Origin of the sequence: Mycobacterium sp. 1274761.0 (assembly GCF_001668615.1) — a bacterium.
In the GTDB taxonomy this organism is placed as follows: Bacteria; Actinomycetota; Actinomycetes; order Mycobacteriales; family Mycobacteriaceae; genus Mycobacterium.
The window spans coordinates 52,852-74,921 of the sequence record NZ_LZMC01000055.1 but is presented as its reverse complement, the minus strand read 5'-3'; the positions used below and the strand labels follow the sequence as shown (position 1 = coordinate 74,921).

Genomic DNA, 22,070 nt, shown 5'->3' with positions numbered 1-22,070 from the left:
TTACGGAGAGTACGTCCCCGGCGACAGCCCGCGTTGCGCGAGCCAGCCGACCGGGTCAATGCGGTTGGTGCCGTTCAACAGCACCTCGAAATGGCAGTGCGGGCCAGTCGAGTTGCCGCGGTTGCCGATCGTGGCGATTTGATCGCCGGCCCAGACGCGCTGACCGATGCTGACCGTCCAGGTGTTGACGTGGCCGTACAGCGTGACGGTGCCGTCGGCATGCCGCAGCTTGACCCACGCTCCGTAGCCGGCGGTCGGACCCACGTCGATCACCACGCCGTCGGCGGCGGCGACGATCGGCGTGCCGATCGAGTTCGCGATGTCGATGCCGCCGTGCAGCACGCCCCACCGGTACCCGAACCCGGACGTGAAGACGCCCTTCGTCGGCATCACGAACAACGGGCGCTGCAATCGGGCCTCGCGCTCGGCCCGCTCCTGGGCGAACGCCGCGGCCTTGGTGATCTCCTCGGCGTGCACCGCGGAGTTGGCGGCCGAGGCGACGGTGATCACCTGCATCCCGCCGCTGGACCCGGAGATCCCAGCGCCCGCAATGGCGGACTGGTCGGCGGCCAGCACGGTGTCGGCGGTGGAGGTGTCGGACTTGTTGATCACCGAGTGTGCGGCGGCCGCGGTGGCGCCTGCGGCCATCGCGGCGATCATCAGCCGGCCCTTGACCGCGCTCGCGGTCTCCTTGCGGTGCTGGGCCGCGCGACGGGCGCTCAGGTCGAGGATGTCGGTGGCCGCGACGCCGTCGCTGACGTCGGTCCTGCTGTCGCGGTAGGCGCGTGTCGCTGTCCGCGCTGTCCGCGCGGTGCGCGTCGGCGTCGACTCGTCGGGCGGCTCGGGTCGGAACTCCGACGGCACGGCCAGCCGCAGCGGGATCAGATCGTCGGTGTCGAGGAGGTCGTCCAGCTCCGGCGCCTTGATGACTTGGCACTCGCGGTCGAACGCCGAATTGCTCTGAAAGTCCAGGTCATCGAGCTTGCCGAACTCGTTGAACGGAATGATGTCGGTGATCTCGGCGGGCGCGAGGTCTGTCCCTCTGCGGTGTGCGTTCGTCGCCCCTCCTGCTGGAGAATGGAACGAACGATGCGCCGCCAACCTAAAATATCCTTCTAGTCGTGATCAGAACGTTATCTCGACCGGTAGACGTTAACCAAACGCCAATGTTGGTCGCAACCGCAGAGGCTATTCCATCGGGGATTGTGACTTGTATCACCCGAGACGTACGGGTGAGTTCTGCCACATGACCGGTAGGCGGTGCCGAGGTTCACGATTCGGGTCGATAAAGTTCCCCCGAGCCCGACTCGGTCATCAATACCTCTAACAGACAGCGAGCTGATGGATCTTTTCGAGTACCAGGCGAAAGAGCTGTTCGCCAAGCACAACGTGCCCACCACACCCGGCCGCGTGACGACAACCGCCGAAGAGGCCAAGACCATCGCCGAGGAGATCGGCAAGCCGGTCATGGTCAAGGCGCAGGTCAAGACCGGCGGCCGCGGTAAGGCCGGCGGCGTGAAGTACGCGGCCACCGCCGACGACGCGTTCACCCACGCGCAGAACATCCTCGGCCTGGACATCAAGGGCCACATCGTGAAGAAGCTGCTCGTGTCCGAGGCCAGCGACATCGCCGAGGAGTACTACATCTCCTTCCTGCTCGACCGCGCCAACCGCACCTATCTCGCGATGTGCTCGGTCGAGGGCGGCATGGAGATCGAAGAGGTCGCCGCGACCAAGCCCGACCGTCTGGCCAAGGTGCCCGTCGACGCGACCAAGGGCGTCGACGAGACCTTCGCCCGCGAGATCGCCGAGAAGGGCCACCTGCCCGCCGAGGTGCTGGACGCCGCCGCGGTGACCATCGCCAAGCTGTGGGAGGTGTTCATCGCCGAGGACGCGACGCTGGTGGAGGTCAACCCGCTGGTGCGCACGCCCGACGATCAGATCCTCGCGCTGGACGGCAAGGTCACCCTGGACGCCAACGCCGACTTCCGCCACCCCGAGCACGCGGAGTTCGAGGACCGCGACGCGACCGATCCCCTGGAGCTCAAGGCCAAGGAAAACGACCTCAACTACGTCAAGCTCGACGGGTCCGTGGGCATCATCGGCAACGGCGCGGGTCTGGTGATGTCGACGCTCGACGTCGTCGCGTACGCCGGTGAGAAGCACGGCGGCGTGACGCCGGCGAACTTCCTCGACATCGGCGGTGGCGCCTCGGCCGAGGTGATGGCCGCAGGCCTCGACGTGATCCTGGGCGACTCTCAGGTCAAGAGCGTGTTCGTCAACGTGTTCGGCGGCATCACGTCTTGCGACGCGGTGGCCAACGGCATCGTGACCGCGCTGAAAATGCTCGGCGACGAGGCCAACAAGCCACTGGTGGTCCGGCTCGACGGCAACAACGTCGACGAAGGCCGCAAGATCCTCGCCGATGCCAACCACCCGCTGGTGATCCAGGCCGACACCATGGACGCCGGTGCGGACAAAGCCGCCGAGCTGGCGAACAAGTAAGGGACGCAACCTATGTCGATTTTTCTGAATAAGGACTCCAAGGTCATCGTCCAGGGCATCACCGGCGGTGAGGGCACCAAGCACACTGCGCTGATGCTCAAGGCCGGCACTCAGGTCGTCGGTGGCGTCAACGCGCGCAAGGCCGGCACTAGCGTGTCGCATGTCGATCAGGTCGGTAAGGACGTCGAGCTGCCGGTGTTCGGCAGCGTCGCCGAGGCCATCAAGGAGACCGGCGCCGACGTGTCGGTCGTTTTCGTGCCGCCGAAGTTCGCAAAGGACGCGATCATCGAGGCCATCGACGCCGAGATCCCGCTGCTGGTCGTCATCACCGAGGGAATTCCGGTGCAGGACAGCGCTTTTGCGTGGGCCTACAACATTTCCAAAAACGGCGAGGCAGGTCAGAAGACCCGAATCATCGGGCCCAACTGCCCGGGCATCATCACGCCGGGTGAGGCGCTGGCGGGCATCACGCCGGCCAACATCACCGGCAGCGGCCCCGTCGGGCTGGTGTCGAAGTCCGGCACGCTGACCTACCAGATGATGTACGAGCTGCGCGATTTCGGCTTCTCGACCGCGATCGGCATCGGCGGTGATCCGGTCATCGGTACTACCCACATCGACGCCATCGAGGCGTTCGAGAAGGACCCCGACACCAAGATCATCGTGATGATCGGCGAGATCGGCGGCGACGCCGAGGAGCGCGCGGCCGACTACATCAAGGCCAACGTCTCCAAGCCCGTCGTCGGCTACGTCGCGGGATTCACTGCGCCGGAGGGCAAGACGATGGGCCACGCCGGCGCTATCGTGTCCGGCTCGTCGGGCACCGCGGCCGCCAAGAAGGAAGCCCTGGAAGCCGCGGGCGTCAAGGTCGGCAAGACGCCCTCGGAAACCGCCAAGCTGGCCCGCGAAATCCTGCAGAGCCTGTAGCCCCGTCGCCGGGGTGTGACAGACGCCGCTGGATTAGGAACACGTTCCAGATTTCGGTTAGCCTGACGAATTAACAGTCGTCAGGAGGTTTGTCATGGGTGTCGACCCGCGCACACCGGTGATCGTCGGCGTCGGTCAGTTCACCGAGAGCATCGACGACCCCGGCTACCGCGGAATGTCCGCGGTGGAGCTGGCGACCGAGGCGGCCAAATCGGCGCTGGCCGACACCGGGGCGAACCCTGACGAGGTCGCCAAGGCGGTCGATGCCGTCGTTGGGCTGCGGCAGTTCGAGATCTCCGCGGGCATGCCCGCGCCGCTGGGCAAGTCCAACAACTACCCGCGCTCGGTGATGCAGCGGCTCGGCGCGCAGCCCGCCCGGTCGGTCATCGAACCCGTCGGCGGCCAGGGGCCGCAGAAGCTGGTCACCGAATTCGGCACGGCGATCGCCAACGGCGAGCGCGACGTCGTGATGATCATCGGCTCGGAGAACGGCTCGACGCTGCGTTACTACGCCAAACGCGACGACAAGCCCGATTTCACCGAGCACATCGACGGCCAGCTCGAGGATCGCGGCCACCAGATCTTCCAATATGTCAGCGAATACACCATCACACACGGACTGACGGGTGCGCCCGTGCAGTACGGCCTGCTGGACAACGCGCGCCGCGGCCGGCTCGGACTCAGCGTCGCCGACTACCGGCGCGCGATGGCCGAGCTGTTCGCACCGTTGTCGAAAGTCGCTGCCAAGAACGCGTATTCGTCGTCACCCGTAGAACGCTCGGTCGACGAGATCGTCACGGTCACCGACGACAACCGGATGATCTGCGACCCGTATCCGCGGTTGCTCGTCGCCCGCGATCAGGTCAACCAGGGTGCCGCCGCGGTGATGATGTCTGTGGAGGCGGCGCGTCGACTCGGTGTGCCCGAAGAGAAGTGGGTGTATCTGCACGGCCATTCCGACATGGTCGAACAGGGCCTGCTGGAACGCGCCGACCTCGGCGCCAGTCCCGCGACCGTGCACGCGGCCCGAGAAGCGTTGCGGGTTGCCGGAATCGGCGTCGACGACATCGCCACCTTCGACCTGTACAGCTGCTTCCCGTTTCCGGTGTTCGTCATGTGCGAAGCGCTCGGCATCGACGGCGACGACCCTCGCGGGCTGACACTCACCGGCGGCCTGCCGTATTTCGGCGGCCCTGGCAACAGCTACTCGCTTCATGCCATCGCCGAGACTGTCGCCGAAATGCGTGACAGGCCAGGACAATTCGGCCTGGTCGGGGCCAACGGCGGCACGATGAGCAAGTACTCCGTCGGCATCTATTCGACGCTGCCGATCGACTGGCGCGCCGACCGCAGCGCGGTGCTCAACGATGAGGTGGCCGCGCTGCCGACCGTGACCGTGACGGAGAAGGCTGACGGCCCGGCGACGGTCGAGACCTACTCGGTGCGCTACGACTGGCCGGTGCGTACCGGGGTCATCGTCGGCAGGCTCGTGGCCGACAACTCCCGGTTCATGGCGCTCACCGAGGACGACGACCTTCTCGGTCTGCTGTCCGATGGCGATCCGCTCGGCGCCCGCATCATCGTGACGACCACCGAACAGGGCAACCGCGCGCACTTGGCCTAGTGCCTTCCCACCCGTCGACAGTTCTTGTACCATCTGGTACATGATTACCGACAGCGCCATCGGCATCGACGCTCCCGCGCAGCTGGTTTGGGACGTGTTCTCCGACGTCGAGCGCTGGCCGGAGTGGACGACGTCGGTGACCAGCCTGAAGGCGCTCGACGGGCCCGGCCTCGCGGTCGGGAAGCGGTTCGAGATCAAGCAGCCCCGGCTGCCGAAGCTGGTCTGGGTCGTGACCGCGGTCGACGGAGGCGTCTCGTGGACGTGGGAGCTGCGCTCACCCGGCGGTCGCACCGTCGCCGTGCACGAGGTCAGCCCTGATGGTGACCGCACGCGGGTGCGGCAACGGCTCGACCAGCAGGGCCCGATCGGCGCGTTGGTCGCCCGATTTATGCGGCGCACCACCAAGCGTTACCTCGAACTCGAAGCGGAGGGCCTCAAGGCGCGCAGCGAGCAATTGAATGGCTCGACCTCCTGACATCGAGCGGCGTCGACAGTTGCTCGACGACCTCATCGACGCTTTCGCCGAGGGCGGCATCGGTGACCGCTCACTGCGTGAGATCGCTGAAGCGGTCGGCACCAGCCACCGAATGCTGTTGCACCACTTCGGTTCCCGTGACGAACTGATGCTCGCGATCGTCGATGAGGTCGAAGCCAGGCAGATGGCGGACCTACCAGAGGGGGACAGCGAGCCTGCCGACGCGATGGCCGCCATGTGGGCCGATCTGCGGCGGCCCGAACTGCGACCGTTCGAGCGGCTGTTCTTCGAGTGCTACGCGCGCGGCGCGCAGGGCGAAAAGCCGTTCGCGCGCATGCTGCCCGGTGCCGTCCACTCCTGGCTCGCCGAAGTGGACGCGAAGACCGGCGGTGCAGCCGACCCGGCATTGGTGAGGCTGGGGCTGGCCGTCACCCGCGGGCTCCTGCTCGACCTCGTCGCCACCGATGACGACCCAGGCGTTGACGCGGCGGCGCAGGCGTTCGTCGTCCTGCTGCGGTCGGCTCAGACCAGCGCCGCGAGCTTGCCCGCCAGGCGCTCGACGTAGTCGGCAACCTCTTCTTCGGGCTTGTCCGGCAGGCCGAACAGGACCTCGGTCACACCGAGTTCGCGCCAGTGGTTCAGCTTTTCGGGGTCTGGCTTGTAGTCCAGCGCGACGATCTGGGGTGCGCCGTCGCGGCCGGTGGCGGCCCAGGTGTCCTGAAGCAGCTTGACCGGCTCGTCGATGTTGAAGTCGCGCGGGGTGGTGATCCAGCCGTCGGCAGACCGGGCGATCCACTTGAAGTTCTTCTCGGTGCCCGCCGCGCCGACCAGCACCGGAATGTGCGACTGAATGGGCTTGGGCCAGGCCCACGACGGTCCGAACTTCACGAACTCGCCGTCGAATTCGGCTTCTTCCTGGGTCCACAGCGCGCGCATGGCCTCGATGTATTCGCGCAGCATGGTGCGTCGACGGGCTGGCGGCACATTGTGGTCGGCGAGTTCGTCTGTGTTCCAACCGAACCCGACACCGAGGCTGACGCGGCCACCCGACAAGTGGTCCAGCGTGGCGATGGACTTGGCCAGCGTGATGGGGTCGTGTTCGACGGGCAGCGCGACGGCCGTCGACAGCCGCACGCGGGAGGTCACCGCACAGGCGGTGCCCAGCGACACCCACGGGTCAAGGGTGCGCATGTAGCGGTCGTCGGGCAGCGACTCGTCGCCGGTGGTCGGGTGAGCGGCCTCGCGCTTGATCGGGATGTGGGTGTGTTCGGGCACGTAGAAGGTGGTGAAGCCGTGGTCGTCGGCCAGCTTGGCGGCCGCAGCCGGGGTGATCCCGCGGTCGCTGGTGAAGAGTACGAGCCCATAGTCCATACCCAGAATTAGAACGTGTTCCAGTCACGGCGGCAAGGCCGGGTGGCGTTTGACGTGCACAGCCGCAGATGAACCGCACGTGAAGATTGCGGTCGCACCCGTTGTGGCGCTCGTCACAGGATGACTGGGGTAGTGCCTTACTCGCGACGTGCGGGACGCGCGCCCCGACACTTCGAAGTCATGAAGGTCGGGGGCAACAGTCGTCGAAAATTGGGGGAGTGGGTCCGTCGCTATCTGCCGTGTGAAATCGCAGGCACCATCGGCGAGCTTGGCGGCGCAGCCGTCGCCTATCTGCTGACCGGATCGATGGCCGCCGCAGCGATCACCGCGACGGTCGGCGCATCGGCCGGTTATTACGCTGTCGCCTACACCAATGCGATCCGTTGGGCCTACCGCGAGTACCAGAGCCGGCCCATACCGGCGCGTCTGGTGCTGGCGAACCTGTTCGCGTTTCGCAGCGTCGCAATCGAATTCGGCCCGGCCGAGCTGATCGACGGCATCGCGATCCGGCCGTTGGCTTACTACCTCGGTCCGATCATGTTCGACAGCGTGGTCGCCGGCTGGATCTTCGGAAAGCTGTTCTCCGACATCGGGTTCTACGTACTGGCCATCTTCAGCTACGAGCAGTTCAAGTCGCTGCTGGCAACGCGCTCGCAGCCTCGAAGGGGGGTCAACGATGGAACCGTCACTGCGGTCGCAGCTGCGTGACACGCTGCAAACCCGTTGCGACACCGAGGGTTGGCGTGCCCTCGTCGCACAGCACGGCACTCCGCTGCTGGTGCTCGACCGCTACCGCGTCGTCGAGCAATGCCGGCTGCTGGCTTCGCGCCTACCCGGCTTCCGGCTGCACTACGCGGTGAAGACGTTGCCGCACCCCGCCGTGCTGCGCGCGGTCGCCGCCAACGGTTGCGGCTTCGACGTCGCAACGAAGGCCGAGGTCGACACCATCGGTGAGCTCGGCCTTCCCATCGACCGTTGCATCAACACCAACCCGATCAAGAAGCTGACCGACATCGACCATTCCTACATCGCCGGCGTGCGTACCTTCGTCGTCGACAATCCCCTCGAGGCGCAGAAGTTCACGGGTCTGCCCGGCGACATCGAGGTGCTCGTGCGGCTCGCGTTCCCCAACCCGACAGCGAAATCGGACCTCTCGACGAAGTTCGGCGTCGCGCCTGCCGAGGCGGAACTGGTGGTCAAACAGGTGCTGGCGACGGGAGTTCGTTTCGGCGGCTTCAGCTTTCACGTCGGCAGCCAGGGAACGTCCGTCGAGGCGTATCGGCAAGCCCTGCGCGGGACGCTCGAGCTCATCGGCCACATCGACGAAACCCTCGGAGTGACAACGCGAACCATCGACATCGGCGGTGGGTTTCCGGTCGGCTACCGTCAACCGGTGCCGGCAATCGACGACATCTCCGCCGTCGTCGACGAGGTCCTCGGCGGCCGCCGTGACCAGTTCACCCTGCTGGCCGAACCCGGCCGCTTCCTCGCCGCCGATGCCATGACGCTGCTGACCGGCGTTGTCGGCAGCGCCGTGCGTGACGGGCGTCAATGGCATTACCTCGACGACGGCATATACGGCAGCTACTCCAACGTCATGACCGAGGACGTGCATCCGCCGATTCTGGCGCTGCGCGAGCTGGTCGACGGTGTCGGCGGCTGCGAAGCGGTGACTCTGGCCGGGCCGACATGCGACAGCGCCGACGTCATCGCCCGCGACTACCCGATGCCGGCCCTCGACGTCGGCGACATTGTCGTCAGCCCGATGATGGGCGCCTATACGTCGGTCACGTCATCACGCTTCAACGGCATCCCGGCCACGCCGATCGTCGAAGTGTGACTTTCCTTCAACGAGAGCCTTACCCGCGACGATCCGTGGCGAAGTTGTTGTCATGGCACACCATGACGACCGAACGGATCGCAGATCATGTCCAATTCGCGTACTGGGTGCCCAATGTCAGCGGGGGACTGGTCACCAGCGACATCGAGCAGCGCACCGACTGGGGGTACGACTACAACGTCAAGCTCGCGCAGACCGCAGAGAACAACGGCTTCGACTACGCCCTGTCGCAGGTCCGCTACGAGGCCAGCTACGGCGCCGAGTACCAGCACGAGTCCACCAGCTTCAGCCTGGCGCTGCTGCTGGCCACCCAACGCCTCAAGGTGATCGCCGCCGTCCACCCGGGACTGTGGCACCCAGCCGTGCTGGCCAAGCTGGGCGCCACCGCCGACCAACTCAGCAACGGCCGCTTCGCCGTCAACGTCGTCTCCGGCTGGTTCAAGGACGAATTCACCCACCTCGGGGAGCCGTGGCTCGAACACGACGAGCGCTATCGCCGCAGCGCGGAGTTCCTGCAGGTGCTGCGCAAAATCTGGACCGAAGACAACGTCGATCTTCGCGGCGACTTCTACCGCATCCACGACTTCACCCTCAAACCCAAACCGGCGAACACCCCCGACCGGCCCAACCCGGAGCTCTTTCAGGGCGGCAACTCGACCGCCGCACGGCGCAACGGCGGCTACCACGCCGATTGGTACTTCTCCAACGGCAAGGACTTCGACGGCGTGACCGAACAGGTCGTCGACGTCCGCGACCATGCGCGCGACGCAGGCCGCGAGGTCAAGTTCGGGCTCAACGGGTTCATCATCGCCCGCGACACCGAGGCCGAGGCGAAGGAGACTCTGCGCGAAATCGTGGCCAAGGCCAACCGTCCGGCTGTGGAAGGTTTCAAAGCCGCCGTACAACAAGCTGGCAATTCGACCGCCGACAAGCGCGGCATGTGGGCCGATTCGACCTTCGAAGACTTGGTGCAATACAACGACGGCTTCCGCACACAGTTGATCGGAACGCCCGAACAGATCGCGGAACGCATTGCGGCCTATCGCAAGAGGGGCGTCGATTTGATCCTCGGCGGCTTCCTGCACTTCCAGGAGGAGATCTCCTACTTCGGTTCGCGGGTGCTTCCGTTGGTGCGCGAGATCGAGAACGCCGAGGAGGAGGGCGCCGGGGCTCCGGTGCTCGTATCTGCTTGACGCAGCGTGCGCTAGCGTGGTGTCGAATCGCTTTTTGCGATCTCCAACTCGCGAGTTCCGTGAACGGCGTTCCGACGCAGCGTCGCGCGCAGCGACGTCCAACCAAAAGCAGGAGAGGTCATGACCTACCCGCCCAGTAGCTCCGGTTACCCGCCCAGCCAGCAGCCGACGACTCAGTTCAGCGCCCCCACCCATCAATTCGGCAAGATCGAACAGCAGCCGTCGACGTCGGCTGCCGATTCCACGGCCGCCGGTCCGAGCAAGCTGCCGTTCATCCTGCTCGCGGCCGTCGCCGTACTCGGTCTGCTCGTGTACCTGTTCCACTTCGGTGACCAGTTCACGGTCGAGAACAGCGACTTCCCGCAGGGCGGCAGCGCCAGCGCCTCCACCGGCGGCCTCGACCTGGCAGTTGTCGCCGCGCTGGTATCGGGCCTGATCGCCGCGGCCGCCCTGCTGCCACGGCAGAAGGCGCCCGTCGGCATCATCGCGGCGATCGCGGTGCTCGGCTTCCTCCTCGTGCTCGCCGAGCTCATCCTCAAGCCCGAAGGCGTCAGCATCGGCTGGGCCCTCTACGTCGTGATCCTGCTGAGTTTCCTGCAGGCCGCGGTCGCCATCGGCGCGCTGCTGCTCGACTCGGGCATCATCACCGCGCCGACGCCCAAGCCGAAGTACGAGCAGCAGCCCAACTACGGGCCCTACGGCCAGCCGAACCAGTACTACGGTCAGCACGCACCGCAACAGGGCGGCCCGCAACAGCAGCAGCGTCCGCCCTACCCCGGCCAGTACGGCGGCGGCTATTCCGGCGGCCAGCCCTCCACCGGAGGCTTCGCGGCGATCGGCCAGCACGGCGGCCCCGCAACCCCGCCGACCGGTTTCCCCACCTACAGCCAGCCGCCGGCCTCCTCGGGTCCGTCGGGACAGGGGCCTGGCCAGGGGCAGCAGTCGTCGTCTTCGCCGAATCAGTCCGGCAATACGCCGTCGTAGTCTTTAGCCTCGCGTGCGTGAATACCGCGCACGCGAGCAAAGAACTGCTATACCGCTAGTGGTGGAGAACAGGTCGGTCGGCAGTCGCCAGGCTCGCGATCTGTTCCGGGTCGCGTTCGGCCCTTCGGCGGTTGCGCTGGTGATCATCGCCGCGGTAGTGCTGCTGCAGCTGCTCATCGCGAACAGCGACATGACCGGCGCGGCCGGCGCGATCGCCAGCATGTGGCTGGGTGTACACCAGGTGCCGATCTCCATCGGTGGCCGCGAGCTGGGCGTGATGCCGCTTCTTCCGGTGCTGGCGATGGTCTGGGGGACCGCGCGCACCACAGCGGGGGCCACCTCGCCGAACGGGTCCTGGTTCATCATCCGCTGGATCGTGGCGTCGGCCGTGGGCGGCCCGCTGCTGATCGCGGCCATTTCGCTGGCGGTTATCCACGACGCCTCGTCGGTGCTGACCCAGCTGCAGACACCCAACGCGCTGCGCGCTTTCGCCGGCGTGCTGGCCGTGCATGCGATCGGCGCGGCCATCGGCGTGGGGTCACGCGCAGGCCGACGCTTGGTGAGCGCCGCCGGGCTGCCGCCGTGGGTGGCCGACGCGGGCAGGCCCGCGGTCGCGGGCGTGCTCGCACTGTTCGGGCTGTCGGGTGCGGTGACGTCGCTGTCGCTGGTCGTGCACTGGTCGACGATGCACGAGGCGTATGCCATCACCGACTCGTTCTTCGGCCAGCTCAGCCTGACGCTGCTGTCGGCGCTGTATGCGCCCAACGTCATCGTCGGGACCTCGGCCGTCGCCGTGGGCTCCAGCGCGCACGTCGGGATCGCGACGTTCAGCTCGTTCACCGTGTTCGGCGGCGACATCCCTGCGCTGCCGGTGCTCGCGGCGCTCCCGACGCCACCGCTGGGCCCGGTGTGGGTTGCGTTGCTGATCGTCGGCGCGGCCTCGGCTGTGGTGGTCGGCCAGCAGTGTGGACGACGGCCTCTGCCGCTGTTGCCCGCGCTGGGCAAGCTGGTCCTCGCGTCGGTGATCGCGGCGGCGGCGATGGCGCTGCTCGGCTGTGCCGGCGGCGGCGAGCTCGGCAACTTCGGACATGTCGGCGTCGACCAGGGCACCTTCGGCCCGGCGGTGTTCCTGTGGTTCGTGGCGATCGGGGGGCTGACCGTGGCGATGGCCGGCGGCATCGCCCGCCGCGCGCCCGCCGCGGCTGGTGCGCCCAAACGTGAGTTCGGGCGAAAAGGTGAAAGTAGATCGCGCCACAACGTCGATGTCGACCAAGCCGGTGTCCGGGAGGAGGACGACGAGTTCGAGCCCGCCTTCGAGCCCGAACCGGAGCTCGAGCCGGTGTTCGCACCGGAACCCGACGCCGGGCCCACCGAATTCCAGCCGCCCTTCGCGACGCCCCCTGACGAAGGGCCGGTGTCGACGGCGCAGGTGGGCCGCCCCCACGTCGACGACGACCTGCCCGATCCAGAAGACCTCGAGTTCATCGACGACGACGACGCTGCCACGCCGGGCCCCCTTGGCGACCGGCCGCGTCCGTCCGACGACTAGGCTGCACGCGTGCAGCAACCCCTCCGTGTGCCCCCGAGCGCACCGGCCCGGGTGGTGGTGTTGGCTTCCGGCACCGGTTCGCTGCTGGAGTCCCTGCTCGAGTCCGCCGTCGGCGACTATCCCGCCCGCATCGTCGCCGTCGGCGTCGACCGGGACTGTCGGGCCGTCGAGGTCGCCGAGGCGGCGTCGCTGCCCAGCTACCAGGTGCGGCTGGGTGACTACCCGGACCGCGACGCGTGGGATGTGGCCATCACCGATGCCACGGCCGCGCACGAGCCGGACCTTATCGTGTCGGCGGGTTTCATGAAAATCCTTGGCACCAAGTTTCTTTCGCGCTTCCTCGGCCGCATCCTGAACACCCATCCGGCGCTGCTGCCGTCGTTTCCGGGTGCGCACGCCGTGCCCGACGCGCTCGCGTACGGGGTCAAAGTGACCGGTTGCAGCGTGCATTTGGTGGACGCGGGCACCGATACCGGGCCGATCTTGGCCCAGCAGCCCATACCGGTGCTCGACGACGACGACGAAGCCACCCTGCATGAGCGGATCAAGGTCGTCGAACGCAGACTGTTGGTGGATGTCCTGGCCGCGGTGGCAACGCGCGGAGTGACATGGACTGGACGAAAGGCATTTCTAGGATGACGGACGGACGCAAACCGATTCGACGGGCGTTGGTCAGTGTCTACGACAAGACCGGCCTGCCTGAACTCGCTACCGGCCTGCATGAGGCGGGCGTCGCGATCGTCTCAACCGGTTCGACAGCGAAAACCATTGCCGCAGCCGGTGTTCCGGTGACCCCGGTGGAGGAGCTGACCGGTTTCCCTGAGGTGCTCGACGGCCGCGTCAAGACGCTGCATCCGCGGGTGCACGCCGGCCTGCTCGCCGATCTACGCAAGCCCGAGCACGCCGCCGCTCTGGAAGAACTCGGTGTTGAGGCGTTCGACCTGGTCGTGGTGAACCTGTACCCGTTCAGCGAGACGGTGGCATCCGGTGCCGACGTCGACGAGTGCGTAGAGCAGATCGACATCGGTGGTCCGTCGATGGTGCGGGCGGCGGCCAAGAACCATCCCAGCGTTGCCGTTGTCGTCGACCCGCTGGGTTACGACGGAGTGCTGGCGGCGGTGCGGGCAGGCGGGTTCACGCTGGCTGAACGAAAGATATTGGCGTCATTGGCTTTTCGTCACACCGCCGAGTACGACGTGGCCGTCGCGAGCTGGATGGGGGAGACGCTGGCTCCGGAGGAGCCCGCGCAGAAACTGCCGGCCTGGTTCGGCGGCACCTGGCGGCGTACCGGTGTGCTGCGCTATGGGGAGAACCCGCATCAGCAGGCGGCGCTCTACAGCGATGACACCGCGTGGCCCGGTCTGGCGCAGGCCGAGCAGCTGCACGGAAAAGAGATGTCGTACAACAACTTCACCGACGCCGACGCGGCTTGGCGCGCCGCGTTCGACCACGAGCAGACGTGCGTGGCGATCATCAAGCACGCGAACCCCTGCGGCATCGCGATCTCCTCGGAGTCGGTGGCCGACGCGCATCGCAAAGCCCACGAGTGCGATCCGCTGAGCGCATTCGGCGGCGTCATCGCGGCCAATACCACCGTCAGCGTGGAGATGGCCGAAACCGTCGCCGACATCTTCACCGAGGTGATCATCGCGCCGGCTTACGAAGACGGTGCGGTGGAAGTGCTTGCGCGCAAGAAGAATATCCGGGTTCTCGTCGCGTCTGAGCCGTTGGTCGGAGGAATCGACGTGCGGCCGATCAGCGGCGGTCTGCTGCTGCAGCAGCGCGACGCCCTCGACGCGCCCGGCGACGACCCGATCAACTGGACACTGGCCACCGGAGAGCCCGCCGACCCGGCGACGCTGGCCGACCTGGGGTTCGCGTGGCGGGCGTGCCGGGCGGTGAAATCCAATGCGATCGTCGTCGCGGCCAACGGCGCCACCGTCGGCGTCGGCATGGGCCAGGTGAACCGGGTCGACGCGGCCCGCCTCGCGGTGGAGCGCGGCGGTGACCGTGTGCGCGGCGCGGTCGCCGCCTCCGACGCCTTTTTCCCGTTTCCGGACGGCCTCGAGACCTTGACCAACGCCGGGGTGAAGGCGATCGTGCATCCCGGCGGTTCGGTGCGCGACGAACTCGTCACCGAGGCGGCCGCAAAGGCGGGCGTCACCTTGTACGTGACCGGGGCGCGGCACTTCGCGCACTGATAGGTTGCGGGCCATGGTGACGGTGAGGCGGGTGGCGGCAGTGGTCCTGGGGGCCACCGCCGTTGTGTTGTGCGCCTCGTGCACGCGAGTGGTGAGCGACGCCCGCGTGGTCGCGGCGCCCGACATGGGCAAGGCGGGTGCGACAGCATCGGATTGCACAGCGGTCGACGCGCCGATGACGCCGATCCCCGACCACAACGATCAAGAGCCCGTCATGAAGATCCCGCAGCCCGACGGCTGGGACCGGGTGACGATGATGGATTCGGAGCTGATCCGGTTCTCCATGCGCAACGAAGGCCTGGCCAAGGACGGGTTTGCGCCCACGGCCGTCGTCACGCTCGAAAGCCACCGTGGTCACACGGAGCCGGAAGAGGTGTTCGACGCGCAGCACAAAGCGTTGAAGTCCGCGATCGGGGCAACGGATATCCGCGTCTCGGAGGGCACGCTGTGCGAGTTGCCCGCCGAGACCATCGACTACACCACGCCGCAGCTGGGCATGTTGCGGCCGCACCCGGCGCGGGTGCTGACCGCGGTGATGCAGACCGAGGACATGACGTTCGCGATGACGATGACGGTGCAGAGCGCCGACCCCGACAACCCCACGTACAAGCGCGACGCTGAGACGATCATGACCGGCTTCCAGATGCTGCCGCCGTCGGACGCCTAGCTGCATTCCAACGTTCGCGCAGAGGGCAACCGCTGCCCGTTGTCGCCACTCGTCGTAGCGTGGAGTGGTGACATCATCTAATGACCGGCCCCGCACCCTCGGTGAGCTGCGCGCCTCCGGCCATCGCGAGCGGGGCGTCAAGGAGGAGATCCGCGAGAACCTGCTGGCCGCCCTCGCCGAGGGTCGCGATGTGTGGCCGGGGATCCTGGGCTTCGAGGACACCGTGTTGCCGCAGCTGGAGCGGGCGCTGATCGCAGGCCACGACGTGGTGCTGCTGGGTGAACGCGGTCAGGGCAAGACGCGGCTGCTGCGCGCGCTGTCCGGTCTGCTCGACGAGTGGACGCCGGTGATCGCGGGCTCGGAGCTCGGAGAGCACCCGTTCACGCCGATTACCCCCGAGTCCATCAGGCGGGCCGCAGAGTCCGGTGAAGACCTGCCCATCGAGTGGCGGCATCGCAGCGAGCGGTACTTCGAGAAGCTGGCCACGCCGGACACCAGCGTGGCGGATCTGGTCGGCGACATCGACCCGATCAAGGTGGCCGAGGGCCGCAGCCTCGGCGACCCGGAGACCATCGCCTACGGCCTGATCCCTCGGGCGCACCGCGGCATCGTCGCAGTCAACGAGCTGCCCGACCTCGCCGAGCGTATCCAGGTGTCGATGCTCAACGTCATGGAGGAGCGGGACATCCAGGTACGCGGCTATACGCTGCGGCTGCCGCTGGACGTGGTGGTCGTCGCCAGCGCCAACCCCGAGGACTACACCAACCGCGGCCGCATCATCACCCCGCTGAAGGACCGCTTCGGCGCCGAGATCCGCACGCATTATCCGCGCGAACTGGCCGCCGAGGTCGGCGTCATCAGCCAGGAGGCGCACCTGGCTGCGGAGGTGCCGGAGTATCTGCTGCAGATCCTTGCGCGCTTCGCGCGACTGCTACGCGAGTCAAGCTCGGTCGACCAGAGGTCAGGTGTGTCGGCGCGGTTCGCGATCGCGGCGGCGGAGACGGTGGCCGCGGCGGCGCGGCACCGCTCGGCGATCCTGGGCGAGACGGACCCGGTGGCCCGGGTGGTCGATCTCGGCACGGTGATCGACGTGCTGCGCGGAAAGCTGGAATTCGAGTCTGGTGAGGAGGGCCGCGAGCAGGCGGTGCTCGAGCATCTGCTGCGGCGCGCGACGGCTGACACCGCGCAGCGGCTGCTGGGCGGTATCGACGTCGGTCCGCTGGTGGTCGCCATCGAGGGCGGCACGGCGGTGACGACGGGAGAGCGGGTCTCGGCGCGTGACGTGCTGGCCGTGGTGCCGGAAGTGCCCGCGATTGCCCAGATACAGGAGCGGCTGGGGGCCAAGTCGGACGGTCAGCGCGCCGCCGCCGTCGAATTGGCTTTGGAGGCACTGTATTTGGCGAAGCGCATCGACAAGGTGTCCGGCGAGGGCGAAACGGTCTATGGCTAGACGCGGGCACGGGCGCTCGTCCCGTTATTCCGGCTACACCGGCGGACCGGATCCGCTGGCGCCGCCGGTCGATCTGCGCGAGGCGCTGGAGGCGATCGGGCAGGACGTGATGGAGGGCTCGTCGCCGCGACGCGCGTTGCAGGAGCTGCTGCGGCGCGGTACGCAAAACATGCGTGGTGCCGACAAGCTGGCCGCCGAGGCGAACCGTCGTCGTCGGGAACTGCTGCAGCGCAACAACCTCGACGGGACGCTGCAGGAGATCAAGAAGCTGCTCGACGAGGCGGTGCTGGCCGAACGCAAGGAGTTGGCGCGCGCCCTCGACGACGACGCCCGGTTCCAGGAGATGCGCATCGAGTCGCTGCCGCCGTCGCCGGCCAAGGCCGTGCAGGAGCTGTCCGACTACGAGTGGCGCAGCCAGGAGGCGCGCGAGAAGTACGAGCAGATCAAGGATCTGCTGGGCCGCGAGATGCTCGACCAGCGGTTCGCCGGCATGAAGCAGGCCCTCGAGAACGCCACCGATGAGGACCGTCAGCGCGTCAACGAGATGCTTGACGACCTGAATGATTTGTTGGACAAGCATGCTCGCGGCGAGGACACGCAAGCCGATTTCGACGATTTCATGCGCAAGCACGGCGAGTTCTTCCCGGAGAACCCGAGCAACGTCGACGAGCTGCTGGACTCGCTGGCGCAGCGGGCGGCGGCGGCTCAGAGGTTCCGCAATAGCCTGTCGGCTGATCAGCGTGCCGAGCTGGATGCGTTGGCGCAGCAGGCATTCGGGTCGCCGTCGTTGATGAACGCGTTGAACCGTTTGGACGCGCATCTGCAGGCGGCGCGACCGGGTGAGGATTGGACGGGGTCGTCGCGGTTCTCTGGAGACAATCCGCTGGGCATGGGCGAGGGCGCGCAGGCGATGGCCGACATCGCCGAGCTGGAGCAGCTCGCCGAAACGCTGTCGCAGAGTTATGCGGGCGCGACGATGGAGGACGTCGACCTCGAGGCGTTGACCCGCCAACTCGGCGAGGAGGCGGCTGTCGACGCGCGGACGCTGGCGGAGTTGGAGAAGGCGCTGATGGATCAGGGCTTCCTGGACCGTGGCTCCGACGGGCAGTGGCGGTTGTCGCCTAAGGCGATGCGTCAGCTCGGCCAGACTGCCTTGCGTGATGTGGCGCAACAGCTTTCGGGCCGGCATGGTGAACGGGAGACCAGGCGGGCCGGTGCGGCCGGCGAGATGACGGGTGCGACGCGGGCGTGGCAGTTCGGAGATACCGAGCCATGGAACGTCACGCGGACGTTGACGAATGCCGTGCTGCGGCAGGCCGGTACCGGCGTAGCGGAGATGCCGATCCGCATCACGGTCGAGGACGTCGAGGTGTCGGAGACCGAGACGCGTCAGCAGGCCGTGGTGGCGCTGCTGGTGGATACCTCGTTCTCGATGGTGATGGAGAACCGGTGGTTGCCGATGAAGCGCACGGCGCTGGCGCTCAACCACTTGGTGAGTACGCGGTTCCGGTCGGATGCGTTGCAGATCATCGCGTTTGGCCGATACGCGCGAACGGTATCCGCTGCCGAGCTGACCGGACTGGAAGGCGTGTACGAGCAGGGCACCAATCTGCACCATGCGTTGGCGTTGGCGGGTCGGCACTTGCGCCGTCATCCCAACGCGCAGCCGGTCGTGCTGGTCGTGACCGACGGTGAGCCGACGGCTCATCTGGAGAACTTCGGCGACCGCGAGGGTACGGCGGTTTTTTTTGATTACCCGCCGCATCCGCGGACGATCGCGCACACCGTCAAGGGATTCGATGAGATGGCGCGGCTGGGCGCGCAGATCACGATCTTCCGGCTGGGTAACGATCCGGGTTTGGCGAGGTTCATTGATCAAGTGGCGCGGCGTGTCGAAGGCCGCGTGGTCGTGCCCGATCTGGACGGTCTGGGCGCCGCGGTCGTCGGCGATTATCTGCGGTCCCGACGTCGCCGCTAACAGGTCCGTTTACGCACTGGATTAACAGGTAATCGTCATTGCGTGTTGAGACGCGGTGGCGTCCGCTAGGGATCGTCGTCGTCGAAGAGCTCGCGCAATCGTTCTTCGGGGTGGTGTGCGTAATTGATTTCGGGTGGGCCGGTGCCGTCGGTGTAGGCGAGTCGGCCGGTGTCGGTGACTTTGGTCTGGAGCAGTCCCTTGGTGACGAGGGTGTGGTCGGGGCCGCAGTCGAAGAACAGGCAGTCGGCGTCGGTGCGCCCGCCGGTGGCCCAGGCTGGGTCGTGGTTGACCTCGCAGTGATAGCCGGGTTCGGTGCAGCCCGGTCGGGTGCAGCCGCGGTCGCGGGCGCAACTGTGCAGACTAGATACTGGTGCTTGACTACGCGAAACGCGTGGGTAGCGTTGAATGCGTGACGTAACGCAACATAGCCGATCACCAGCGCCCGGTGGATAGACGACAGGCCGAGATGCCCTTACCGGGTTGGAACTAGTCTTGGTGATCAGACGCGCCCGTCGTTCTAAACCAGGCCGAAATGCCTTGACGGGTTGGAACTACAGAATTCAGTTGACGCTGCCCTCACGGAGCCTTTTCGCTCCTGGGGGCTTTTTCATGCCCACAATTTGGCCGAGAGGAAAACACGATGAAGACCGGCGACCCACTGGCGACCCTCAACGAGACTGCCGCCGCTTTAGGTGTCGCGCCCGGCACGGTGCAGCGCTGGTTGCGCGAAGGGAAGATCACCGGCTACCGGCTTGGTGGTCGGTTTCTGCGTTTTGATCTCAGCGAAGTTCGAGATCAGATTCTCAGGCCTGTGACGCATGAATAGATAAGCAGTTCACCTAGATACAACCCCGGCCGCAATCGGCGCGGGGTTTTTTCATACCCGAAACAACTGGGAGAACGTATGTCCCACCAGCACCAAGCCACCGGCGACGGGATAGACCGCATTGTCGGAGCAGCGCCGCCGCTGACTGACGAGCAGCGAAGCCGCATCTCCGCACTGCTGCGGACAGGTGCGACAAATGACGCATCTGACTGCCGCGCAACATGATTCAAAAAATTGCCCCGCTGGCGCAACACCAACACCAGCGGGGCACAGCCATCTGAAAGGCAACGATGACAATACCAGAAAACCAACAGGTCTCGTGGTGGAGCGTGCACGAGTACGTGGCCGCACGACTCACCGACGACTGGCCAATGGTCGGCACCCCGGCATGGTGCGGCCTCGCCGAGAACGATCCGCGCAAGCTGGCCGCGATTCTCGACGCCGCCCAGCACTGGGCTTTGCGGATGGAAACCTGTCAGGAGGCGTATGTCGATGCCGCCAGAGAGATTCGCGCATCGCAGGATTGGACGCCGGTCATCCAATCTGTCTACAACAGGGCGAGGTACTACATTCCGAGGCGGGCGTCATGACCGTGAGCGATGACGCTGCGCGTGGCAAGGTCATCGTCGAGAGCGGCAGGTATGCCAGTGATAATGAGCCGCCGTCGACGGGAACCAATGCACGTGTGCTGTTTCCACCGCCCGATGCTCCGTACGAAGTGGCGAGTCAGCTTTACGAGAGCCTCACCAGCGACGGTGTGCGCACCCTATTGGCTTGGCGCGGAGGTTGGATGCGTTGGGACATCACGCATTGGATGGAGGTCGACGTTGCCGAGATTCGCAGCACAATCTACGAAGTACTTGACAATGCTGATTACCTGGTCGCGAAAAAGACTTCCGTTGAACGCCTTCCGTGGAATCCGTCTCGGCGTAAAGTCGCTGACGTTGTCGAAGCGATGGAAGCAATCGGTCACCTGAGCCGCGACATTGATCCTCCGTCGTGGGTCGCACATAGCGCGGGCGCGGAAGACGTAACTGGCCAGATCATTTCATGCGACAACGGCTTACTCAGTCTGTCGAATCGACAGCTTTACGACCACACACCGGCGTTCTTCAACCTTGTTGCTGTGCCGTTCGATTACCACCGAGACGCGCCCGAGCCAGCGACGTGGCTGGCGTTCTTGAAGTCGTTGTGGGCTGATGACGCAGAATCTGTTGCTTTGCTTCAAGAGTTTTTCGGTTACGTGCTATCGGGTCGAACTGACATGCAAAAAATGCTTGTCGTTATCGGCCCAACAAGATCAGGTAAAGGCACTATCGCCCGCCTGCTGACCGCCCTACTGGGTCGCGGACATGTCGCTGGTCCCACTTTGGCGAGCCTCGGCACCAACTTCGGTCTATCGCCGCTGCTGGGTAAGCCGCTGGGCATCATATCCGATGCGCGCCTTGGCAATATACCGGCGAACACGGTGGTGGAACGCCTGCTGTCGATCACTGGCGAAGACATGCTGACTGTCGACCGAAAGTTCCGCGACCCCTGGTCGGGGAGGCTGCCGACGCGGTTTGTGATCCTTTCCAACGAGTTGCCCAAGTTCCGCGACATGTCCGGTGCCATCGCCAACCGCATGCTGATCTTGCAAACGACCGAATCGTTTCTGGGCCGCGAGGACCGCACGCTCGATGATCGCCTGGCCGTCGAGCTGCCCGGCATCTTGGCGTGGGCGTTGGAGGGGTTGGATCGGCTCTACCGGAACGGCAAATTTACTGTCCCGCAATCGTCGCAGGACGCCGCGAATCTGATGATGGACCTCGCCTCGCCCATGTCGGCGTTCGTTCGCGACTGCTGCGTTCGTGGCCCGCACGAGAGCGTCAGTCGTGATGATCTGTACAGCGCTTATCAGAAATGGGCGTGGGACAACGGTCACGCCACCGGAGCTAAGTCGACGTTCGGTCGCGACTTGCACGCGGTTGTGCCCGAAGTAAAGGTGATTCAGCCGAGGGTTGACGGCGGTCGACTTCGCCTCTACGCAGGCATTGGACTTTTGCCTGTGCCACCTGTGCCATATGGCGATGGTCGGTAGTGGCACAGGATCATCCTGTGCCACCGGTCTTGCAAAGTCGCAGATCAACGGTGGTGGCACAGGCGGCACAGGGTAAACCCCATTGTCGCTCTAACATAGAAACATTGGCACAGGATGATCCTGTGCCGGGCGCGAGGAGACCGTCACCAGTCGAGGAGCGCGCCATGAAATCCTGCCGCTGACACGTCCAGCTCGTCAGCTCGTCACAGCTCGTTGGACGGGTTAACGGGGTCGGGCAGAACACCAGCTCGTGACCCCGTCAGCCAAAACCGGGTTCAGCTCGTCAAGCAACGAGCGCGACCTGCCACCAATGGCGGGCTGCCCAATGCGGAGCGCAACTCGCCGCCGCCCACCGCCGGAAGTGCCCGCGCTGTCCCCCAGATCGCTCAGGACTCAAGAT

At 66.0% G+C, this 22,070-nt stretch carries 20 protein-coding genes and 1 pseudogene; 18 read left to right on the top strand and 3 right to left on the bottom strand.

The genetic code is table 11. The features are described from left to right. The gene (locus A5651_RS25945; protein ID WP_066978554.1) at positions 1-1,101 is read right to left on the bottom strand and encodes a M23 family metallopeptidase; all 1,101 of its coding nucleotides are present in this window, start codon (positions 1,099-1,101) and stop codon (positions 1-3) included. Positions 1,102-1,341: 240 nt separating this feature from the next. On the opposite strand from A5651_RS25945, the gene sucC reads away from it, so the two are divergent. From sucC to A5651_RS09110, 5 genes are all read left to right on the top strand, one after another. Then, on the top strand, positions 1,342-2,505 hold the full coding sequence (gene sucC / locus A5651_RS09130) for an ADP-forming succinate--CoA ligase subunit beta (RefSeq protein WP_066978551.1): 1,164 nt from the start codon (positions 1,342-1,344) through the stop codon (positions 2,503-2,505). Between the two features lie 12 nt (positions 2,506-2,517). Then, entirely contained in the window at positions 2,518-3,432 is a 915-nt protein-coding gene (gene sucD / locus A5651_RS09125; protein ID WP_066978550.1) for a succinate--CoA ligase subunit alpha, read from the top strand. A 94-nt stretch (positions 3,433-3,526) separates the two neighbouring features. Next, positions 3,527-5,056 carry an acetyl-CoA acetyltransferase gene (locus A5651_RS09120; protein ID WP_066978547.1) on the top strand — a complete coding sequence of 510 codons (1,530 nt, stop codon included), beginning with the start codon at positions 3,527-3,529 and terminating at the stop codon, positions 5,054-5,056. 40 nt (positions 5,057-5,096) lie between these two features. Then, a complete protein-coding gene (locus A5651_RS09115; protein WP_066978544.1) occupies positions 5,097-5,531 on the top strand; it encodes an SRPBCC family protein in 435 nt (144 codons plus the stop codon). Continuing rightward, entirely contained in the window at positions 5,515-6,096 is a 582-nt protein-coding gene (locus A5651_RS09110) for a TetR/AcrR family transcriptional regulator (RefSeq protein WP_066978541.1), read from the top strand. Before A5651_RS09115 ends, A5651_RS09110 begins: the two co-directional genes overlap by 17 nt. Here A5651_RS09110 and A5651_RS09105 read toward each other — a convergent pair. Then, positions 6,054-6,902, bottom strand: coding sequence for an LLM class F420-dependent oxidoreductase (locus A5651_RS09105; RefSeq protein WP_066978538.1), 849 nt, complete (start codon positions 6,900-6,902; stop codon positions 6,054-6,056). The two genes, A5651_RS09110 and A5651_RS09105, sit on opposite strands and share 43 nt — an antisense overlap. Positions 6,903-7,082: 180 nt before the next feature. On the opposite strand from A5651_RS09105, the gene A5651_RS09100 reads away from it, so the two are divergent. From A5651_RS09100 to A5651_RS09055, 10 genes are all read left to right on the top strand, one after another. Beyond that, entirely contained in the window at positions 7,083-7,610 is a 528-nt protein-coding gene (locus A5651_RS09100) for a hypothetical protein (protein WP_066978534.1), read from the top strand. Then, the gene (locus A5651_RS09095) at positions 7,579-8,742 is read left to right on the top strand and encodes a type III PLP-dependent enzyme (protein WP_066978533.1); all 1,164 of its coding nucleotides are present in this window, start codon (positions 7,579-7,581) and stop codon (positions 8,740-8,742) included. The genes A5651_RS09100 and A5651_RS09095 overlap by 32 nt, the downstream gene beginning before the upstream one ends. Positions 8,743-8,804: 62 nt before the next feature. Beyond that, entirely contained in the window at positions 8,805-9,935 is a 1,131-nt protein-coding gene (gene sfnG / locus A5651_RS09090) for a dimethylsulfone monooxygenase SfnG (protein ID WP_066978992.1), read from the top strand. Between the two features lie 120 nt (positions 9,936-10,055). After that, positions 10,056-10,919: a DUF5336 domain-containing protein gene (locus A5651_RS09085; RefSeq protein WP_066978529.1), complete on the top strand. Its 864-nt coding sequence runs from the start codon at positions 10,056-10,058 to the stop codon at positions 10,917-10,919. Between the two features lie 61 nt (positions 10,920-10,980). Continuing rightward, positions 10,981-12,468 (top strand): DUF6350 family protein, encoded by a 1,488-nt coding sequence (locus A5651_RS09080; RefSeq protein ID WP_066978989.1) that lies wholly within the window; start codon positions 10,981-10,983, stop codon positions 12,466-12,468. A gap of 9 nt (positions 12,469-12,477) precedes the next feature. Then, positions 12,478-13,107, top strand: coding sequence for a phosphoribosylglycinamide formyltransferase (purN, locus tag A5651_RS09075; RefSeq protein ID WP_082943663.1), 630 nt, complete (start codon positions 12,478-12,480; stop codon positions 13,105-13,107). Further along, positions 13,104-14,669 carry a bifunctional phosphoribosylaminoimidazolecarboxamide formyltransferase/IMP cyclohydrolase gene (gene purH, locus A5651_RS09070; protein WP_066978522.1) on the top strand — a complete coding sequence of 522 codons (1,566 nt, stop codon included), beginning with the start codon at positions 13,104-13,106 and terminating at the stop codon, positions 14,667-14,669. Before purN ends, purH begins: the two co-directional genes overlap by 4 nt. A gap of 31 nt (positions 14,670-14,700) precedes the next feature. Then, positions 14,701-15,336, top strand: a complete 636-nt coding sequence (locus A5651_RS09065; protein ID WP_231988628.1) for an LpqN/LpqT family lipoprotein — start codon at positions 14,701-14,703, stop codon at positions 15,334-15,336. Positions 15,337-15,400: 64 nt separating this feature from the next. Continuing rightward, a complete protein-coding gene (locus A5651_RS09060; RefSeq protein ID WP_156662754.1) occupies positions 15,401-16,786 on the top strand; it encodes a sigma 54-interacting transcriptional regulator in 1,386 nt (461 codons plus the stop codon). Continuing rightward, complete coding sequence (locus A5651_RS09055) at positions 16,779-18,764, top strand: VWA domain-containing protein (RefSeq protein WP_066978517.1); 1,986 nt, start codon at positions 16,779-16,781, stop codon at positions 18,762-18,764. The genes A5651_RS09060 and A5651_RS09055 overlap by 8 nt, the downstream gene beginning before the upstream one ends. 65 nt (positions 18,765-18,829) lie before the next feature. Here A5651_RS09055 and A5651_RS25940 read toward each other — a convergent pair. After that, positions 18,830-19,111, bottom strand: a pseudogene (locus A5651_RS25940) (HNH endonuclease signature motif containing protein); the annotation flags it as partial. Between the two features lie 293 nt (positions 19,112-19,404). On the opposite strand from A5651_RS25940, the gene A5651_RS09045 reads away from it, so the two are divergent. The 3 genes from A5651_RS09045 (at position 19,405) to A5651_RS09035 (ending at position 21,670) form a co-directional block, all read left to right on the top strand. Then, positions 19,405-19,590, top strand: coding sequence for a helix-turn-helix domain-containing protein (locus A5651_RS09045; protein ID WP_066978510.1), 186 nt, complete (start codon positions 19,405-19,407; stop codon positions 19,588-19,590). A 290-nt stretch (positions 19,591-19,880) separates the two neighbouring features. Further along, positions 19,881-20,180, top strand: coding sequence for a DUF2742 domain-containing protein (locus tag A5651_RS09040; protein WP_066978507.1), 300 nt, complete (start codon positions 19,881-19,883; stop codon positions 20,178-20,180). Beyond that, entirely contained in the window at positions 20,177-21,670 is a 1,494-nt protein-coding gene (locus tag A5651_RS09035; RefSeq protein WP_082943662.1) for a phage/plasmid primase, P4 family, read from the top strand. Before A5651_RS09040 ends, A5651_RS09035 begins: the two co-directional genes overlap by 4 nt. Positions 21,671-22,070: the final 400 nt, after the last annotated feature.

What these genes read in the sequence shown, in the direction of transcription:
- A5651_RS09110 (WP_066978541.1), top strand. Translation starts at nt 5,515, where the DNA reads ATGGCTCGACCTCCTGACATCGAGCGGCGTCGACAGTTGCTCGACGAC.
- A5651_RS09045 (WP_066978510.1), top strand. Translation starts at nt 19,405, where the DNA reads ATGAAGACCGGCGACCCACTGGCGACCCTCAACGAGACTGCCGCCGCT.
- sfnG (WP_066978992.1), top strand. Translation starts at nt 8,805, where the DNA reads ATGACGACCGAACGGATCGCAGATCATGTCCAATTCGCGTACTGGGTG.
- A5651_RS09055 (WP_066978517.1), top strand. Translation starts at nt 16,779, where the DNA reads ATGGCTAGACGCGGGCACGGGCGCTCGTCCCGTTATTCCGGCTACACC.
- A5651_RS09040 (WP_066978507.1), top strand. Translation starts at nt 19,881, where the DNA reads ATGACAATACCAGAAAACCAACAGGTCTCGTGGTGGAGCGTGCACGAG.
- A5651_RS09105 (WP_066978538.1), bottom strand. Translation starts at nt 6,902, where the DNA reads ATGGACTATGGGCTCGTACTCTTCACCAGCGACCGCGGGATCACCCCG.
- purH (WP_066978522.1), top strand. Translation starts at nt 13,104, where the DNA reads ATGACGGACGGACGCAAACCGATTCGACGGGCGTTGGTCAGTGTCTAC.
- A5651_RS09100 (WP_066978534.1), top strand. Translation starts at nt 7,083, where the DNA reads ATGAAGGTCGGGGGCAACAGTCGTCGAAAATTGGGGGAGTGGGTCCGT.
- sucD (WP_066978550.1), top strand. Translation starts at nt 2,518, where the DNA reads ATGTCGATTTTTCTGAATAAGGACTCCAAGGTCATCGTCCAGGGCATC.
- A5651_RS09035 (WP_082943662.1), top strand. Translation starts at nt 20,177, where the DNA reads ATGACCGTGAGCGATGACGCTGCGCGTGGCAAGGTCATCGTCGAGAGC.
- A5651_RS09115 (WP_066978544.1), top strand. Translation starts at nt 5,097, where the DNA reads ATGATTACCGACAGCGCCATCGGCATCGACGCTCCCGCGCAGCTGGTT.
- A5651_RS09120 (WP_066978547.1), top strand. Translation starts at nt 3,527, where the DNA reads ATGGGTGTCGACCCGCGCACACCGGTGATCGTCGGCGTCGGTCAGTTC.
- A5651_RS09095 (WP_066978533.1), top strand. Translation starts at nt 7,579, where the DNA reads ATGGAACCGTCACTGCGGTCGCAGCTGCGTGACACGCTGCAAACCCGT.
- sucC (WP_066978551.1), top strand. Translation starts at nt 1,342, where the DNA reads ATGGATCTTTTCGAGTACCAGGCGAAAGAGCTGTTCGCCAAGCACAAC.
- A5651_RS09085 (WP_066978529.1), top strand. Translation starts at nt 10,056, where the DNA reads ATGACCTACCCGCCCAGTAGCTCCGGTTACCCGCCCAGCCAGCAGCCG.